This window comes from Paenibacillus algorifonticola, assembly GCF_000971975.1.
Lineage (GTDB): Bacteria > Bacillota > Bacilli > Paenibacillales > Paenibacillaceae > Pristimantibacillus > Pristimantibacillus algorifonticola.
On the sequence record NZ_KQ040786.1, the window covers coordinates 56,433 to 75,009 of the forward strand.

Sequence of the window (18,577 nt, forward strand, 5' to 3'; positions counted from 1 at the left end):
TGGAGACTAATGTATCGAAAGTTAGCGTTCCAGAGTTAATAAGAAAAGCACCACCAGAAAAGGACAAAATAAAAATCAGCATCACAATAGAGCTGCCATTTGTTCCACTATAGTAAATAGAGGGAATGAGCAGTGATAAGTAAATAAAACCCATGGACAACGCTGCGAATAAGGTAAGAATATGAACCGAGAATGAAAGATCGCTAAACAAGTAATAATAAAATATATTCAGCAATAATAAGCATAAAAACATAATTATGCCATCCTGCTTTCTCATCTTCCTGATATACAGGTATTATAAGAGCGCAGAAATAGACAGGGATAAACACATTCAAAGCTAACACGCCAGTCGAACCAAGATAATAAATAGCCAAAATAGCCACAATAGCTAAAAGTATAAAGGGAATGGTTTTCACCTTGCTTTTTAACACTAATAAATCTTTAATAATTAGACCTTGCATCAGATGACTCCCCTTTAATATATGATCTCATGATGTTTTCAAGGTTCCCCTGCTGAGTTATATTTGAAACTTTTTCTGTGAATACTATTTTTCCTTTATGCATGAATGTAATTTTATTCGCTATACGTTCAACATCTGATAATATATGAGATGATATGAGAACGCAGCTGTTATTTTCTGTAACAAATTCTTTCAGAACATCTAAAATTTCAATTCTCATCACAGGGTCTAGCCCGCTTGTAGCTTCATCTAAAATCAATAAATTAGGCCGATGCGACAACGCAACAGAAAAATTTAATTTTACTTTCATGCCTTTAGAAAATTCATTTATTTTTTTGTGTAGGGGTAAATTGAAATTTTCTAAATAATGATAGTAAGTCTTTTCATCCCATCGTTCATAGATGTTAGACATAATCAAATTAAATCGTTTTGGAGTTAGCAGTCCGTGTAAGTAATTTTCGTCAAAAACCACTCCTATTCTATTTTTAATGTATGATGAATTATCTGCGTAACTTTTATTGAATACTATAAGTTCTCCTTTTTCTGGACTCAATAGGTTCAGAAGTAATTTCATTAAAGTAGTTTTTCCAGCTCCGTTTTCTCCAATTAACCCCATGATATCGCCTTGCAGCAATTCTAGATTTATATTATTTAAAGAGAAATCTGAATAACTCTTGTAGAGTTCGTTCACAGTTAGTACTTTTTCCAAGCCTAGCCCTCCTCATTTTGTATGATGAATTTCCAAGTTAAGTGCTACACTTGTCTCCCGGTTGCCGCAAGTTCGTAGGTTTACGCAGTCCATCGCTGGAGGGTGGCTTGCTGCTATGCTGTCCAAGCAACGCATGAAAGTTATTTGCGATTTCATGATTGCCTTTGCAGATTATATGAATCTGTTCATGTGTGAGCTCCATCCCTCAGGCTCCCTTTACTACTCTGTCCTCTCTAACTTCGACAGGTATTTATGGAAACCCTTGTAATAAAAAGGGCTCTCTGGATATTCACAGAGACACCTAAGTAGTAACAAATAGAATCCAATAGATTTGAGCTTAGTGGTAAAAACACATTACTTGTTTGGCAACATGTAGTGTCGGTTAAATTAACAAAAGTAGCAGGTTGCTTTCTGTCATTGAGATAGCCCGTTAGATAAAGGCGATTGGTATTGTATGAAGGGGCAAAGCTTTACATAAGGTAGTACTTAATGTCTTGATCCGAAGGAACGAAGGGAGCTTTATACACCATCATTGCCTTTGTTTCATGATGGTTGCAATAGCGAACGTTTTCGTGGGGGAAAAGGTATGCGTAAGGATTTCACTTGTGGGACAATCCGGAATCTGTTTTTGGGTTGCTCTTAGAGTACGCTAGTATTTAACGCGGGGAATGTTATTTATTAGCGGCATGTAATGATTTCAAGCCCTTGTCCACAGTCTCCTTGCAAAAAAAACGGCCGCATCCTCACCGGATGCAGCCGCCCTTTTCAACCTATACCCACCACATTTCGCCCAGTGGTTCTTTAATCAGCACTTGCTGCAGGTTTTGCACCGCTTTGGTGAAACCTTCGTCAACGGACATCAGGCCGTCCTCGTGCTCAATGCTTACGACATAGTCGTAGCCAACCAGACGAAGCGCGCTAATAATGTCCGCCCATACCTTCAGGTCATGCCCGAAGCCTACAGTACGGAATTGCCAAGCGCGATCCAGCATCAGCGAATACGATTGCATATCCGTTACGCCGTGATGGTTGACGTTGATTGGATCAATCGTCGTATCCTTAGCATGGAAATGGTGAATCGCGCCAGCGCGTCCCAAAATATGAACGGCTTGAACCGGGTCAATACCTTGCCACCACATATGGCTCGGATCCAGGTTGGCGCCGATAACCGGACCAACCGCTTCACGAAGGCGAAGCAGCGTTGCCGGGCTGTGAACGGAGAAGCCGCCATGCAGCTCAAGTCCGATTTTTACGCCGTGTTTGACAGCAAGTGCGCCGATTTCGGTCCAGTAAGGAATGACTTTATACTCCCACTGCCAAGCCAAAATTTCTTGAAAATCATTTGGCCAAGGCGCAACCGGCCAGTTCGGATATTTAGCATCCTCGTGGTCGCCTGGGCAGCCGGAAAATGTATTAACGACAGGAACGCCCAAGCGGCCTGCGAGCTCAATCGTTTTGCGAATAGTGGCGTCATCCGCAGCAGCGAGATGCTTTTGTGGGTGCAGCGGATTAGCGTGGCAGCTCAGGGCGCTGATGATCAGGCCGCGTGATTCTACCGCATGCTTAAACGCTTTCAACTTTTCCTCGTCAGCAAGCAGGACATCAGGATCACAGTGGGCTGTGCCAGGGTAACCGCCAGTGCCGATTTCAATAGCATCCAGTCCTTTGGCAGCTATGTAATCGAGCGCTTCTTCAAATGACTTCTGTGCGAAAAGCACGCTGAATACTCCTAATTTCATGTGCAATCATTCCTCCTATTTATAAGAAAAGCTAATTCTCATTATACCATTGCCCGATTGCCGATATCTAATGAAAAGTGCAAATTTGACATAATCGCATATAAACAAAACAAAAGGTTACCAAAAGCTTTCTCGTTCGTACAAGTTATAGATAAGACTTGACAGTTTTTTCTGACCATAAGCTATAATTTTGAATAGAAACTGCCGAAAACAATGGAGAAGCCACAGGAGAGCGGGAGGAACAAAGAGATGGCAAGTGTCATGCTGGTAGATGATGATCCAGATATACGCGAGCTCATGCACGCGCAGCTTAGCAGTGAGGGATTTCAGACGATTCAGGCAAGCCACGGCATAGAGGCCATTCGGCTGCTGCGAAAGCAAAAAGCAGATTTAGTGGTGCTTGATGTGATGATGCCCTTCATGGATGGCTGGGAGCTATGTAAATATGTAAAGGAAGAATACCCGAATATCCCTGTGCTGATGGTAACAGCAAAGCGTGAAATTAATCAGAAAATCAAAGCGTTTGGCCTGGGAACTGATGATTATATGGTGAAGCCTTTCGAGCCCTATGAGCTAGTGCTGCGTGTTCGGGCATTGTTGAAACGCTACCGAATTGAAGCGTCAATGCGGCTGCAGTTGGGCGATTTTGTGCTGGATCGGCATACGTTTGAGGTGATGCAGGGGCAGGCACGGGTGGCGCTGCCGCTGAAGGAATTTGAGCTGCTGTTCAAGCTGGCGGGCAACCCGGGTAAAATTTTCACACGCAACGAGCTGATCAGCCAAATTTGGGGTCCGCAGTTTTTCGGCGATGAGCGGACAGTGGATGTACATATTAAGCGATTGCGCGAACGTTTTGCAGAAATGGATGCGCCGTTTACGATTGTGACCAAGCGGGGGCTTGGCTACAGGCTCGAAATGGTGGACGCATGCTAAGAACCTTATATGTAAGGGTTATTATTAGTTTTATAACAGCGGTGCTGGTTGGTCTGGTCAGCGCCTTCTTCATTACGATTACGCTGTTTAAGGACCAGGTGATCACCGAGGTGCAGAAGGAGGTTCTGCAATACGGACATTCGATTGCCGCTTTATATGAGCAGTATGGCATTGAGGAAGCGAAGCGAATTGTTACTCTATTAGAGCCTACCCCGACCTATAAATATATGGTTATGGATGACAAGGGCTGGCTCACCGAGGAGGGGAAGCTGTTTGCGGAATTTGGCATTGCTCCCGGAGGCAGCATTTCAACATCTGTATTAAACGGCGAGCCGTTTGTGGATTTTGATTTTGGGTTCACGGAAGGCAAAGGCCTCGTGCTCGGGATGCCGTTTACTTCTGATCATAAAACGTACGCGTTGTTCGTGCACCAGCCGACGAGCAAGACTGTTATTTTCAACCAGATGCTCTTCGTTGCTCTTGCTGTTGTGCTCGGGGTAGGCGGTCTGTGCATCTTTGTGGCCGCCATCTATTTGGTGCGTCCGCTTAAAGAAATGAAGCAGGCGGTAGAGCGGATGGCGAGTGGGCGCTTCGACATTCAGCTAAGATCAGGCAAGCGTACAGATGAGCTCGGGCAGCTGGCCCAAAGCTTTAGCGGCATGGCGAAGGAAATTGAGCAGATGGATGAACTGCGCGGGCAATTTGTAAGCAGCGTCTCGCATGAGATTCAATCGCCGCTGACGTCGATTGCCGGATTTTCGAGAATGCTTATGCTGGATGCGGTGGAAGATCCCGAGCAGAAGCAGCGGTATCTAAACATTATTTATACAGAAAGCCAGCGTCTGTCGCGCCTTAGCGATAATTTGCTTAAGCTGGCGGAACTGGATTCGGCAGTGCCTGCTTTTGATCCGGTTACCTACGATCTCGATGAGCAACTGCGCCAAGTTATTGTGGTCTGCGAGCCGCAGTGGTCCGAAAAATCGATTGAGATGATACTGGATCTGCCCCATGTGAAAATAAATGCCGATGAGGATGGGCTTAGCCAAGTATGGATAAATGTAATCGGCAATGCGATCAAATTTGCTCCGGAAGGCGGATATATACGCATTGAAATGAGCTTTGATACAGACAGCATTAAAGTATCCGTATCGGACAATGGCAGCGGGTTTCCTGACGAAGACGGCTTTAGGCTGTTTGAACGATTTTATAAGGCGGACAAGTCGCGCAGCAAAAAGCTGGGCGGAAGCGGCCTAGGCCTCTCCATCGCCCAGAAAATCGTCAATTTGCATCAAGGCGTCATCCGTATTACAAACCGGGTGGAAGGCGGTGCGCGCGTAGACGTGACGCTGCCGAGCATGGCAGCCAAAAAGCGCATTTCCTGACGGGCTTAAGCAGCCGCTTGCATCCGCACGGAAGAAGGGATAATGACAAGACCATCCCTCGATAGCTTGCCATTTCACTTCTACAAATGCGAACCACGCAAAAAAAAGGGCTGCCTGCATCATTTTTTTTGCATGGTTCACGTTATGTTCATACAGAAAGTTTAACGTTGAGGTATACACGCGAGTAGGAGGGGTTCTGGTTGAATGGTTTAATCCGCTTTTCAATGAATAAAGTGGCCGCAATGGTTATATTGATTGCCCTGCTTGTAGCAGGGGGGCTATACTCAACGGCGACTCTGAAAATGGAGACGATCCCTGATATCTCGTTTCCAGTCGTCATGATTCAAACCTCATATCCGGCACCGCCAATGGATGTGATGGATGAGGTGACGAAGCCGATTGAGGATAAAATCGCGAACATACAAGGGTTGGATACACTCAGCTCAACATCCAGCGATAATATTTCCAGCGTCGTTGTCCAGTTTAAGCAGGGCTACGATGTAAAGGAGAAAAAGACGGAGCTGGAAGGCCTGTTGCAGGAGGTAGCACTTCCGGCTGGCGCGAGTACGCCAAAGGTTTTGACCTTCGGCTTTTCCTCCCAGCCTGCTTATTACTTAACGCTATATGCCGGGGAAGGCATGTCGCAAATGGAGCTCAACAAGCTTTACGAGGATAGCATTAAGCCATCGCTGGAAGGTGTTAATGGTATTGACCATGTTAATTCTATTGGAGTTAGTTCAACCTCGCTCGATATTTTGCTGGACGCAGATGCTTTATCCGTGTTCAACTTGTCGGCGGTAGAGGTAACCAGTGCCATTCAATCCGCTCTGACGGATGGTGCAGTCGGTTCAGTAGAGCTGGACGGCAAATCGCAGATGGCGCGGGTGACGGGTGATTTGAACAGCATTTACGGCCTTCGCAATTTGGAGTTTGCCACGAGTACAGGCCAAACGGTGCTGCTTCAGGATTTAGGGGATGTCCAGGCCGTGAACGAATCGAAGTTTATTGCCCGCTACAACAATCAGCCTGCGCTGGGCATTCGTCTCTACAAGATGAGCGAAGCCAATGCGGTTGATTTCTCCAATGAAGTCAATACGGTGCTGGCCGATTGGGAAACAAAGCAGCCAGCGGTTACGTTCCAAAAAATTTACGATGGCGCAGATGAGGTTAGAAAATCGATCAGCGGCATTTTAAAGGAAGGCTTTATCGGGATTGCCCTTGCCTCGCTTATGATTCTGCTATTCCTTCGCAATATTCGGATGACGTTGATCGTTCTCGTCTCGATTCCACTCTCGATTCTGATCACGCTGATTATGATGTCGAGCATGAATATTACGCTGAACATTATGACGCTCGGCGGCATGTTCATCGCCATTGGGCGAATTGTGGACGATAGTATCGTCGTCATTGAGAACATATACAGCAACCTGGAAAAAGCGCAGGAGCGCGGCGAATCCGTCATTATTATGGCTACCCGCCAAGTTTCCATGGCGATCACATCCTCGACGCTCGTTACGGCAGGCGTGTTCCTGCCACTCGCCGTTGTTGGCGGCATCGTTGGACAGATGTTCCGGCCATTCGCGCTGACGGTATCATGTGCTCTGCTTGCTTCACTGGTCGTGGCGCTGACGGTCATTCCCATGATGACAAAGCTGCTCGTACTGCGCAGCCGCAAGCAGATTAAGCAGAACGAGCATGCGCATGACGGCAAAGTAACGCGTCTATATGAGCGTATTCTAGTATGGTGCTTGTCTAATCGGATCAAAACCTTGCTGATGTCGCTTGTCATGCTTGTTGTGACCATGGCGATTACGATTCCGAATTTGGCAGTTAACTTCCTGCCTTCGAGCGGCCCGGAGAAGCTCGTGTTCTTCCAAGTGAAGTATCCATATGAAACGTCACTGGAAAGCAATGACATGCAGTCACAGGAAATTGAGAAGATGCTGCTGGATGCCAAAGACAGCCAGGGCGGCGCCCTGTTCACCTTCGTGGAGTCCTTGGTTGGATATGCGGACAGTGACGATACCGTTCCTTATACAACCTCGCTTACCGCTGAGATCAGCGAAGCAGAGGATGCAACGCTGGTCTTGAACAACTATGTGGAGCTGATTAAAAACCAGTTGCCGCAAGGCACGGAAGTAACGGGAGAGATGGCAAGCGGTGGTGGAGGTCTTAACGGAGGAAGCTTCTCTTATGTGCTGAAAGGTGACGATCAACAGTTGCTTGAGCAGGGGGCCGCACTCGTCAAGGGTAAAATGAAGGAATTCCCTGAGCTTACTAAAATCACGGATACGCTTAGCGACGCCAAAACGGAAATAAGCATTACCGTTTCGCAGACGAAGGCTAGAGAGCTTGGACTTAATCCTGCTGAGGTCAGAGATTCAGTTCGGATGTGGCTTGCAGAGCAGCGTCTTGGAGATATTCGCTTTGATAATGTTTTGTATTCCACAGTGGTCAAGCTTCGCGATGAAGATAAAGGCTCGCTTGAGAAGCTTGGCAAAATGCCGATTTCATCGCCAACGGCAGGCATCGTTTATTTGCAAGAGGTGGCCAAAGTAGAGGAAGTACAGGCCCCTGCTGCATTGAGCCGGGAATCGCGCTCGCAGGTCGTGAAGATGTCGGCTACCATTGATGCAGCAGACCAGACTGAGGTCAGCACAAGAGTGGCGGCAGCGCTGGATGCAATTGAGCTTCCAACAGGTGTATCTACCGAGATACAAGGCGTGTCGGAGGACATCGCCGAAAGCTTCACGCAGCTGTTTATGGCTATGGCTGTATCCATCGCTATCGTTTATTTTATACTGGTTCTGTGCTTCGGCAATGCCAGCACGCCGTTCGCGATTCTGTTCTCGCTGCCGCTCGCCATTATTGGCGGTTTGCTAGGCCTGCTGGTTACGAATGAATCCATTAATATTACATCTCTCATTGGATTTATGATGCTGATCGGCATCGTCGTTACCAATGCGATCGTATTGCTCGACCGAGCGCAGCAGCTGCGGCATGAAGGCTTCTCCGTCCGCCATGCGCTGGTCGAAGCAGGCAGAGTCCGGCTGCGTCCGATTATTATGACAGCAGGGGCAACGATAGTAGCGATGATACCTCTGGCAATGGGCACTGGTGAAGGCGTACTTATTTCTAAAGGGCTCGCGGTCGTTGTTATCGGCGGCTTGATCACTTCTACACTGCTTACGCTTGTAGTCGTGCCAGTCGTATATGAGATGCTTGAGGCGATTAGCAACAAGCTGTTCCGCAAAGGGAAAGGCCAAGCTGCACCAGTGGATTTTAATAAGCCTGCCAATTTGGAAGGCTAAACATTTAGCACATAAATGGTTAAGAGGGTTAACAATATAGAGGGGAGCTGGAATATATGTTTTTTCGTTTGATCAAGCAGGAGCGGCGAAGCAAAGCCGCACTCGCAGCCGTGTTTGCAATGGCTTTAATGGCTGCGGGATGCTCGAGCGCGGCACCTGCTGCAGAAGAGACAGTAGTAGAGCAGCAAGTGACAGTCATTAAAACAGAGGCGGCAGCCACGCACAGCATGGGAGATCCGCGCGAGCAGGTCGCTGAGGTAAGCGCCTCGGTTCGTCTGGACATTCCGACGATGGCTTCCGGCAAAATCGCCCGCGTGCTTAAGAACAATGGCGACACGGTTCAAAAAGGAGAAGCCATCATTCAATTGGAGTCGAATCTCGCAGTGCTTGACCGTAAGCGCGCGGAAACCAGCCTGTCAGCAGCAGAGCAATCTTTAGTAAAAGCAAAGCAGGATATTGCTTCAAGCCGCTCTACCTTGCTGAATAATATTGCTAATCTGGAGACGCAGTACATTCAGGCTAGTGCCGGTGATGATCAAAATTTGATTGATGCCGCACGTCGCAATCTGGAGTCGGCCAAGCAGCAGCTTGCCGATTTGGATAATGGCAGCTCGCTATCGGGCTTGCAATCCCAAATCGATGCGGCTAGATTAGCCGTCGAGCAGGCTGATATTCAGCTGGACAGCTATCAAATTACCGCTCCAGCAAGCGGTACGATTACTGATTTTGCCGTGAGCGAGGGCATGACGATAAACGCAGGTACAGTAGTAGCTGTCGTGCAGAATGTGAAGCAAATTTCGATTAAGACCGAGCTTAGCGAACCGGCTGCGGAGCTAGCCCGCGGCAAGTCAGAGCTCGTTTACTACAATTCGGAGAATCCATCTGTGAAGAAAAAAGCGAAAGTGGTCTATCTCGCTTCGGTACCTAATGCAAAAACGAGAATGTACGCGCTTGAGCTCACAACGGACAATGCGGATGGCTCGCTCAAGCCAGGAAGTCGCGTTCAAGTGGAGCTGACGACCGTTGCAGAGGAAAATGTAATTGCTGTTCCTTCGCTGAGTATTGTACGTGAAGGCAGCGAAACCTTCGTTATGCTGTCCAATGCAGGTACAGCTGAGAAGCGCGCAGTTAAACTGGGCCGCATCAATGGCGTCTATCAGGAAGTGATAGAAGGGCTGAAAGAGGGAGAGACCGTTGTCGTCTCCGGCCAGCATACGCTGAGCGACGGGCAGAAGATTGAGAACGAAGAGGCTGCGAAGCAGTCCTAAGGAAGAGGGAAGCAAGGGAGGGAGCGGCAAGGAGGCTCCTTCCTTTTTTTATTTTTAAAAGAAAGTTTGGCAGCATGTCTGGACTTTCTATTATTTTGTCAACAATGTATGGTGGAATAGCTGGCGGCGGTTTGTTACACTAGTAGCAACAGATTGCTAACTATTGAGGAGAATGTGCGGTACTATGAAAGCAAATATAAGGCGTCAAGATGTAGAGTTGCTTGCTCCGGCGGGCGACTGGGAATGTATGCGGGCGGCGGTTGCGAACGGTGCGGATGCTGTCTTTTTTGGTGTGGAAAAATTCAATGCGCGTGCGAGAGCGAATAATTTCCGCAGCGAGGAGCTGCCAGAGATTATGGCCTTTTTGCACAGCTATGGCGTGCAGGGCTTTTTGACGTTTAACATTCTCGTATTTGAGGACGAGCTTCGCGATGCTCAGACGCTCATTGAAATGTGTATAGATGCAGGTGTAGATGCGGTTATCGTGCAGGATTTGGGACTCGTGAAGCTCATTCGCGAGCTTTCCCCAGATTTTCCGATTCATGGATCGACGCAAATGACGATTACTTCTCCAGAAGCGGTCGAATTTACGAAGCCGTTTAATATGGAGCGCGTCGTCCTTGGCCGCGAAAATAACCTGAAGCAAATTAAAACGATTGGCGAGCAGGCGAAGCTTCCGATGGAAGTGTTTGTGCATGGCGCGTTATGCGTATCGTATTCCGGTCAGTGTCTGACGTCGGAAATGTGGGGCGGACGCTCGGCGAACCGCGGCGAATGCGCGCAGGCATGCCGTCTGCCTTACGATCTAATGGTCGATGGCAAGCATCAGCCGATGGGCGATATTTCGTATTTGCTGTCGCCAAAGGATTTAGCGGCGATCGATCTCGTCCCTGAGCTGATTGAAGCAGGCGTCGTTTCCTTCAAAATCGAAGGACGTCTCAAAAGCCCGGAATACGTCGCCAACGTGGTCAGCAAATATCGCAAGGCGATAGATAAATATTTTGACGGCGATCTGTCCAAGCCATCGGTAGAGGAAGTTCGCGAATTGCAGCAAAGCTTCTCGCGCGGCTTCACACATGGCTTTCTGTCTGGCACGAACAATAAAATGCTAGTTGAAGGCACGTTTCCCAAAAGCCGCGGCGTCTTTATTGGCCGTGTCGAGCGTATTCTTCGCGATGCTGTAACCATCCGTCTGGAAGCTCCGCTTAAGCGTGGCGATGGCGTCGTTTTCGATGCTGGCGATCCGACGAAGAAGGAAGAGGGCGGCCGCGTCTACGACATTCGCCGCCAAGGCGTGAAGATTGAAGGGGAAGCGCAGGAAGGCACGCTGCTGGAGCTCGTTCCAGGACGCAGCGACGTTGATTTGCGCAAGGTGCATGTGGGCGACCGCGTATGGAAGACGAATGACCCGGCGCTGGATAAGCGTCTGCGTGCGACCTATGAGACGGAGAAGCCATACCGCGTTTTCCCGCTTCATGTATCGGTAACAGGCCAGCTCGGCGAGCCGCTGCGGACGATATGGACGGATATGCAGAAGGGGACGACGGTAGAGGTGGTCTCTGAGCTGCTGCTGGAGCAGGCGCAGAAGCGTCCGATGGATGCCGAACTGCTTGCCGATCAACTGGGCCGTCTAGGCGGAACGGTTTATCAGCTTGACCATCTGGAAGTGCTGCTTGAGGGCGAACTGATTGTGCCCGTGCGTGAGCTCAACCGGATGCGCCGCGAAGCGGTAGAGCATTTAGCTGGAGAACGCCCAAAGCCGCCCGTTTATGTGAAAAATAACATCGACCCGCTGGCAGACACCGCGGATCAAGAGGCTGTTCCAGCCGCTGCCTCCGGCTATTCGCACGAAGGCGATCTTGCGCCGCGCCTGACGGCTCTATGCCGCGGCTTGCCGCAAGTCGAAGCGGCAATTGCCGCCGATGTCGATATGATTTACGCTGATTTTGAATTTATTAAGCAATTTCCGGCGGCTGTAGAGCTGGCGCGAGCGGCAGGCAAGCCTATCGCTCTGGCAACCCCGCGCATTCATATGCCGGGTGAAAACGGCTACCATGCCAACATTTTGAAGCTTAAGCCAGATGCGGTGCTTGTCCGCAATACGGGTGCGCTTTATTATTATTTGCGCGCCAAGGCTGAAAACCCGGATCAACCATTCCCTAAGCTGATTGGCGATTTCTCGCTGAATGTGGCTAATCACAAGACGGTGAAGCTTTTTGAAGAAGTTGGCCTCGATATGATTACGCCGTCCTATGACCTGAACATTCAGCAAATGATGGACATGCTGAACAAGGCCAATACGGCGAAGCTGGAAGTCGTAATCCAGCAGCATTTGCCAATGTTCCATACGGAGCACTGTGTCTATTGCACCTTCATGAGTGAAGGCACCAACTTCACGAACTGTGGACGTCCGTGTGAAGATTCGCGCGCTTCCTTGCAGGACCGTATTGGCATGTCCCATCCGGTTCGCGTAGACGAAGGCTGCCGCAATACGGTGTACAATGCGATTGAGCAATCGGGCGCTGAATATATCAAGCAATTTTTGGAGCTGGGCATTCCATCATTCCGCGTCGAGTTTCTGGAAGAAACGCCGGAGCGGGTAACGGAAGTGCTGTCCCTTTACCGCGATGCGCTCGATGGTCGTATTACGGGAACGAAAGTATGGCGCACACTTAAAGCAACGAACCAAATCGGCGTAACGCGCGGACAATTGGTGAAGTAAGAAAGCAGAAAGATGGGAGCCGGCATTGCGGGAAACGCAGTGCCGGCTCTTTTTGAAGGATATAAAAAATTACTCTCTGGACGAATTTTGAGCTTGTCTCAGCAAGAAGAATTTACGAAAAAATGGGCTTCATCCTGCAAGAAACGCGCCTGCAAACGTTGTCGAATAAAGAGCTTCTGGAAGAGCGCTGGGAACGGGAAGTCTAACCTGATCTTCAGGCCACTCTAACAGTTTGACACCGCCATGCGGCTCGCTTAGCATAGGAAGAAGCAGGCTGCAATTAAGAGCCGTAGTTACTGAGATCACTGGAGCGCTCATAACGATAAGTGAGCCGCATAACGGATAGGGATAAGCGGGGTAATGGTGAGGATGGACGTACAATGGTATGCAGGTTGGAGACATGTATTTAAGCTGGACCCGGAGCGCAGCATCTCGGACGAGGAACTGGATGCAATTTGCATGTCGGGTACAGACGCCGTATTAGTAGGAGGCTCTAGCGGTGTGACGTTTGAGAATACCGTAGATTTAATGGCGCGCATTCGCCGTTATGCGGTAGATTGCGCGCTGGAGGTCTCAACGATGGATGCGGCGGTTCCCGGCTTTGATGGCTATTTTGTACCGCTCGTATTGAACACGAGCCAGGCCGAGTGGATTAATGGCCGCCAGACAGAAGGGCTGCAAGCATTCGGCTCTTTCATTCCTTGGGAGGAAACGGCGGCGCAAGGTTATATTATATTGAATGGGAAAGCGACCGCCGCCAAGCTGACAGGAGCACATGCCGAGCTGAACGAGGAGCAGGTGCTTGCTCATGTGCAAATGGCGGATCGGCTCATGCGCCTGCCTGTCATTTATTTGGAATACAGCGGTCGATACGGCGACATGGCACTTGTTCAAAAAGCGTATGACACGATCGCGCAGGCCCAACTATTTTATGGCGGCGGCATTGATAGCGCAGAGAAGGCGAGCGAGGCGGCATCGGCTTGCGACACCGTCGTCGTCGGCAATATTATTTATGCGGATTTGCAGGCAGCGCTGGCTACTGTGCCTGCCGTTCACAACACGATTCGCAAGCATGCAAGAAACGAAGCCTAGTTTTTATAAAACAACCGCCTATTTAGGGATTTATTTGCGTCTGCAAATTGACACTTAACGGCCCGTTGTCTACACTGTTGATAGGCGAACAAATGCGAACAAAGGAGAACGACCATGTTTAATTTTATAAGCATCGACGAGGCGGTACAGAAGCTTAATCCTCCGCAGCGCGAAGCGGTAAAAGCAACCGATGGGCCGCTTTTGATTATGGCGGGAGCGGGCAGCGGCAAAACCCGCGTATTAACCCATCGGATCGCTTATTTAATTGAGAAGAAGCGCGTAGCGCCTTGGAGCATTTTGGCGATTACCTTTACGAATAAGGCATCGCGTGAAATGCGTGACAGAGTTAGCGCTCTGATCGGTCCGTCGGGCAATGATATTTGGGTATCTACCTTTCACTCGATGTGCGTGCGGATTTTGCGCAAGGACATCGATCGGATTGGCTTTACTTCGAATTTTACGATTTTGGATTCTGGCGATCAGCTATCGGTTATTCGCAACTGCATGAAGGATTTGAATATCGATACGAAGAAATTCGAGCCGAAGGCTGTTCAAGCGTCCATCAGCGCCGCGAAGAATGAGCTGCTTACGCCGGAGCGGTATGAGCAGAAGGCGGGGGACTATTTTCAGGATATCGTCATTAAGGTGTACAAGTCTTACCAGAAGCGGCTCAAAAGCAATAACTCGCTCGATTTCGACGATTTGATAATGAAGACGATTCAACTGTTCCAGGAAGTGCCGGAGGTGCTGGATTTTTACCAGAACAAATTCCGTTACCTCCATGTCGATGAGTATCAGGATACGAACCGTGCGCAATACATGCTGTGCCGCATGCTTGCTGATAAGCATCATAATATTTGCGTCGTCGGCGACAGCGACCAGTCGATTTACCGTTGGCGCGGGGCGGACATTACGAATATTTTGAATTTCGAGGGCGACTATCCCGAAGCGCAGACGATAATGCTGGAGCAGAACTATCGTTCTACGGCCAACATTTTGAATGCGGCGAATGCGGTCATCAGCCTGAATACCGGACGCAAGCCGAAGAACCTCTGGACCGATCAAGGTGCCGGAGATGAGATTACGGTGTATCAGGCGGATTCCGAGCATGACGAGGGTTATTTTGTAACAGGCGAAATTCGCAAAAATAAAAACAGTGGACGCAGATTTTCAGATCACGCCATTTTGTATCGGACTAACGCGCAGTCGCGGGTTATAGAGGAAATTTTGATCAAATCGGATATCCCTTATCAAATCGTGGGCGGCATCAAGTTCTACGATCGCAAAGAGATTAAAGATTTGCTCGCTTATTTGAGACTGATTTCCAATCCAGATGACGATATTAGCCTTGCACGCGTCATTAATGTGCCGAAGCGCGGCATTGGTGATACGACGGTTGGCAAGCTGGCCGAGGAGGCAGCGCGGAGCGGCACTTCGATTTTCAACGTTCTAGGCAATCTTCAAGGGCTGGATATTAATGCCCGTACGCAAGCGCTGCTTGGAGAGTTCTATATAATGATCAGCAACCTTGCCGGCATGGTTGAATATTTGTCGGTGACGGAGCTGACGGAGAAGGTGCTGGAGATGACCCAGTACAAGCTGGAGCTTCAGCGCGAGAAAACATTGGAATCGACGGCACGGGTTGAAAATATTGATGAGTTTCTTTCCGTTACGATGGACTTTGAGAAACGCAACGAAGACAAGACGCTTGTATCCTTCCTGACCGATCTCGCTCTCATCGCGGATATTGATTCAATGGATAAACAGGATGAGCAAGGCAATGCTGCCCAAAGTGACGCTGTCGTGCTGATGACGATGCATAGTGCCAAAGGCTTGGAGTTCCCGGTCGTATTTATTATTGGCATGGAGGAGAGCATCTTTCCGCATAGCCGCGCTTTAAGCGACAATGATGAGCTGGAGGAAGAGCGCCGGCTTGCCTATGTAGGCATAACCCGGGCAGAGAAGCAGCTGTTTATGACATCGGCCCGGATGCGCACCTTGTTCGGACGTACCGCATCGAATATGCCTTCACGCTTTCTGGATGAAGTGCCGAGCGAGCTCAAAAAGGATGCTTCTGCCACGGGCACATTTGGCCGCAGCGGAGGCGGGAGCAGGTACGGCGCTGGAAGCTCGACTGGCTTCGGTTCGGGCGGGCGCACGGCTCCTTCACGTCCGGCAGCAACTGGCGGACTTGGCTCGGGCGGCCGTTCGCTCGGCACGAGCACAAGCAGTGGCGTTCGAGTAAGCACGCCGCAAGCAGCCGGCGCAGGCGCAGCAGGTGCGGCTGGTGATGCAGGCGCGAAGCAGTTCGCTGCTGGCGACCGGGTAGCCCACGGCAAATGGGGCGAAGGCGTTATCGTTTCCGTGAAAGGAACAGGTAATGACATGGAGCTGCAGATTGCTTTTCCCGCTCCGACAGGGGTAAAACGCCTGCTTGCAGGTTTTGCGCCAATAACGAAAGTTTAGCTCATTATTGAAAGGGGACACCTGCTGTGGAAATGAACCAACCGGAAACAGCTGCGGCTTCACCTGCCCAAACAGAACGCATGATTACGCTAATTGATGAAATTACGGCTCATAACTACCAGTATTACACGCTGGATCAGCCATCGATTGATGATGCTGACTATGACAAGCTTTATGATGAGCTGGTCGCATTGGAGAAGGAGACGGGAACCGTGCTTCCTGATTCGCCAACCGAGCGCGTAGGGGGAGAGCTGCTTAAGGGCTTTGATCCGCATCGTCACCGTGCCAAGCTATGGAGCTTGGACAAGGCGCAAAACATTGAAGGGCTGCATGCCTGGAACCAGCGGATGCTGCGGGCGGTGAACGATTATAATACGAAAAATCCGGATGTTGATCCACTTCCAGACCCAAGCTATGTCATTGAGCTGAAGTTTGACGGTTTGACGCTGAACTTGACCTATGAGAATGGAAAGTTGATTCAGGCGGCTACGCGAGGCAATGGCGCGATAGGCGAAGGGATTTTGGCACAGGTGAAGACGATTCGTTCTGTCCCGCTCACGATTCCTTATCGGGAAGGTTTGATCGAGGTGCAAGGCGAGGGTATTATGCAGCTGTCGGTGCTGGAGAAGTACAACCAGACGGCTGCTGAGCCGCTCAAAAACGCACGCAATGCAGCAGCTGGCGCCCTGCGCAACTTGAATCCGAAGATGACTGCGGAGCGGAAGCTCAGCGCTTTTTTCTACAATATAGGCTATTCGGAAGAGCTGGCATTCACCACTCATCAGGAAATGCAGCAGTTTTTGCGGGACAACCGGTTTAAAGTAAATCCGTACGCGGTTTATTTTGACACGATCGAAGAGGTGGCGGCGGAGCTGGAGCGCTTGGCAGAGGGCCGTACTGATCTCGATTATTTAATAGATGGAGCTGTGGTCAAGCTCACGGATATCCGTACTCGGGAAGCGCTGGGCTATACAGACAAGTTCCCGCGTTGGGCGGTGGCGTTTAAGTTCGAGGCGGAAGAAGCGGCAACTATACTGCAATCCGTTTCTTGGGAAGTCGGCCGTACCGGCAAAATAACGCCTGTCGCCCGCGTCGAAGCTGTTGAGCTTGCTGGAGTGACGGTACAAAACTGTACACTCAACAATATCGGCGATATTGAACGGAAAAATCTTAAATACGCGCTTGGTACGTTTGTAACCATTCGCCGCTCCAATGATGTCATACCTGAAATACTCGGCAAAACCGATGAAATAGATGGCCAGGAAATCGTCTATCCAGAGCAGTGCCCTTCCTGTGGCACAGAGCTGGAACAGCGCGGCGCGCATTTGTTTTGCAACAACCGTCTGGGCTGTGGTCCGCAAATGATCGGTCGCATTACGCATTTTGCCTCGCGCGATGCGATGGATATTGATACATTCAGCGTTATGACGGCTGAACAGCTGTATACAGAGTGTAAGGTTCATGACCCTGCTGATCTGTATGCGCTGGAGTATGACGATCTGATTAAGCTGGAACGGTTCGGCGAGCGGAAGGCGCGCAAGCTGCTTGATGCGTTTGAAAAGTCCAAGAGCCGGGATTTGACGGCATTTCTGTACGCGCTCGGCATTCCTAACACAGGGAAGTCCACGACGCGGACACTTGCAGATCATTACGGGAGTCTGGATGCTGTAATGGCGGCTTCGGTGGAAGAGCTAGTGGAGCTGCCTGATATTGGCGGTATTGTGGCGGAGAGTATTGTAAGCTTCTTTGCCGATCCGGTTATGGCTGAAAGTATTGCCCGTATGCGGGCTGCTGGGGTAAGCGCGGAAGCGGAGCATAAAGCCGCCGTTCGGGAAGATAGTGTATTCAGCGGCAAAACGGTAGTCATTACAGGGACATTATCCGGCATGAGCCGCGATGAAGCTGCAAAGAAGCTCGAAGCATGTGGAGCGAAGGTATCTGGCAGCGTGTCGAAGAAGACGGATTATGTCATTGCTGGCGAAAATGCAGGCAGCAAGCTCGCGAAAGCGAAGGAGCTTGGCGTCACCGTTATTGAAGATGAAGCAGAATTGCTGCGTTTATTAGAAGGAAACGAAGCATAATTGGTCGCAAAGTGCCGCCACGCCTAGGTTCAGGGGCGTGCGCGGCGCTTTTTTTCGTTATAAGGGTTAAGGATTCAGGAGGATGTTTATAAAAAAATGAAAAGTTTTTTTGAAAAAGTAGTTGCATTCCAAAAATGGACATGGTATATTACTTCTTGTCGCTTCGGAGACATCGCGTTACACAGCAGAAATATTGAGAAATAAACAATAAAATAAGCTGTTGACACTGTCGAAGAATGGTGATAACATATACAACTGTCACTACAAAATATGACAAACAAGTTCCTTGAAAACTGAACAAATGGATCACGTCAAAATCCAAACAATGTTTTAAATAGCTAGTTAAGTAATGAGCAAGTCAAACACCTAAATGGAGAGTTTGATCCTGGCTCAGGACGAACGCTGGCGGCGTG

11 protein-coding genes are annotated in these 18,577 nt (G+C 49.4%); 8 read left to right on the top strand and 3 right to left on the bottom strand.

The window, feature by feature from the left end; all coding sequences use genetic code 11:
* Positions 1-203: 203 nt before the first annotated feature.
* From WH37_RS06400 to WH37_RS06410, 3 genes are all read right to left on the bottom strand, one after another.
* Positions 204-461, bottom strand: coding sequence for an ABC-2 transporter permease (locus WH37_RS06400; RefSeq protein ID WP_046229751.1), 258 nt, complete (start codon positions 459-461; stop codon positions 204-206).
* On the bottom strand, positions 442-1,170 hold the full coding sequence (locus WH37_RS06405) for an ABC transporter ATP-binding protein (protein ID WP_052736842.1): 729 nt from the start codon (positions 1,168-1,170) through the stop codon (positions 442-444). The genes WH37_RS06400 and WH37_RS06405 overlap by 20 nt, the downstream gene beginning before the upstream one ends.
* Positions 1,171-1,940: 770 nt before the next feature.
* Positions 1,941-2,909, bottom strand: a complete 969-nt coding sequence (locus WH37_RS06410; RefSeq protein ID WP_046229752.1) for a sugar phosphate isomerase/epimerase family protein — start codon at positions 2,907-2,909, stop codon at positions 1,941-1,943.
* A gap of 249 nt (positions 2,910-3,158) precedes the next feature.
* Here WH37_RS06410 and WH37_RS06415 point away from each other — a divergent pair, with 249 nt between their 5' ends.
* The 8 genes from WH37_RS06415 (at position 3,159) to ligA (ending at position 18,164) form a co-directional block, all read left to right on the top strand.
* Complete coding sequence (locus WH37_RS06415; protein ID WP_046229753.1) at positions 3,159-3,842, top strand: response regulator transcription factor; 684 nt, start codon at positions 3,159-3,161, stop codon at positions 3,840-3,842.
* Positions 3,836-5,224 carry a HAMP domain-containing sensor histidine kinase gene (locus WH37_RS06420; RefSeq protein WP_046229754.1) on the top strand — a complete coding sequence of 463 codons (1,389 nt, stop codon included), beginning with the start codon at positions 3,836-3,838 and terminating at the stop codon, positions 5,222-5,224. The genes WH37_RS06415 and WH37_RS06420 overlap by 7 nt, the downstream gene beginning before the upstream one ends.
* Positions 5,225-5,424: 200 nt before the next feature.
* On the top strand, positions 5,425-8,535 hold the full coding sequence (locus WH37_RS06425) for an efflux RND transporter permease subunit (protein WP_046229755.1): 3,111 nt from the start codon (positions 5,425-5,427) through the stop codon (positions 8,533-8,535).
* 56 nt (positions 8,536-8,591) lie between these two features.
* Positions 8,592-9,803, top strand: a complete 1,212-nt coding sequence (locus WH37_RS06430; protein ID WP_046229756.1) for an efflux RND transporter periplasmic adaptor subunit — start codon at positions 8,592-8,594, stop codon at positions 9,801-9,803.
* Positions 9,804-9,987: 184 nt separating this feature from the next.
* Complete coding sequence (locus WH37_RS06435) at positions 9,988-12,525, top strand: U32 family peptidase (RefSeq protein WP_046229757.1); 2,538 nt, start codon at positions 9,988-9,990, stop codon at positions 12,523-12,525.
* Positions 12,526-12,894: 369 nt separating this feature from the next.
* A complete protein-coding gene (pcrB, locus tag WH37_RS06440; RefSeq protein WP_046229758.1) occupies positions 12,895-13,617 on the top strand; it encodes a heptaprenylglyceryl phosphate synthase in 723 nt (240 codons plus the stop codon).
* Between the two features lie 114 nt (positions 13,618-13,731).
* Positions 13,732-16,083, top strand: coding sequence for a DNA helicase PcrA (pcrA, locus tag WH37_RS06445; protein ID WP_046229759.1), 2,352 nt, complete (start codon positions 13,732-13,734; stop codon positions 16,081-16,083).
* Positions 16,084-16,115: 32 nt separating this feature from the next.
* A complete protein-coding gene (gene ligA / locus WH37_RS06450) occupies positions 16,116-18,164 on the top strand; it encodes an NAD-dependent DNA ligase LigA (protein ID WP_046229766.1) in 2,049 nt (682 codons plus the stop codon).
* Positions 18,165-18,577 lie beyond the last annotated feature (413 nt).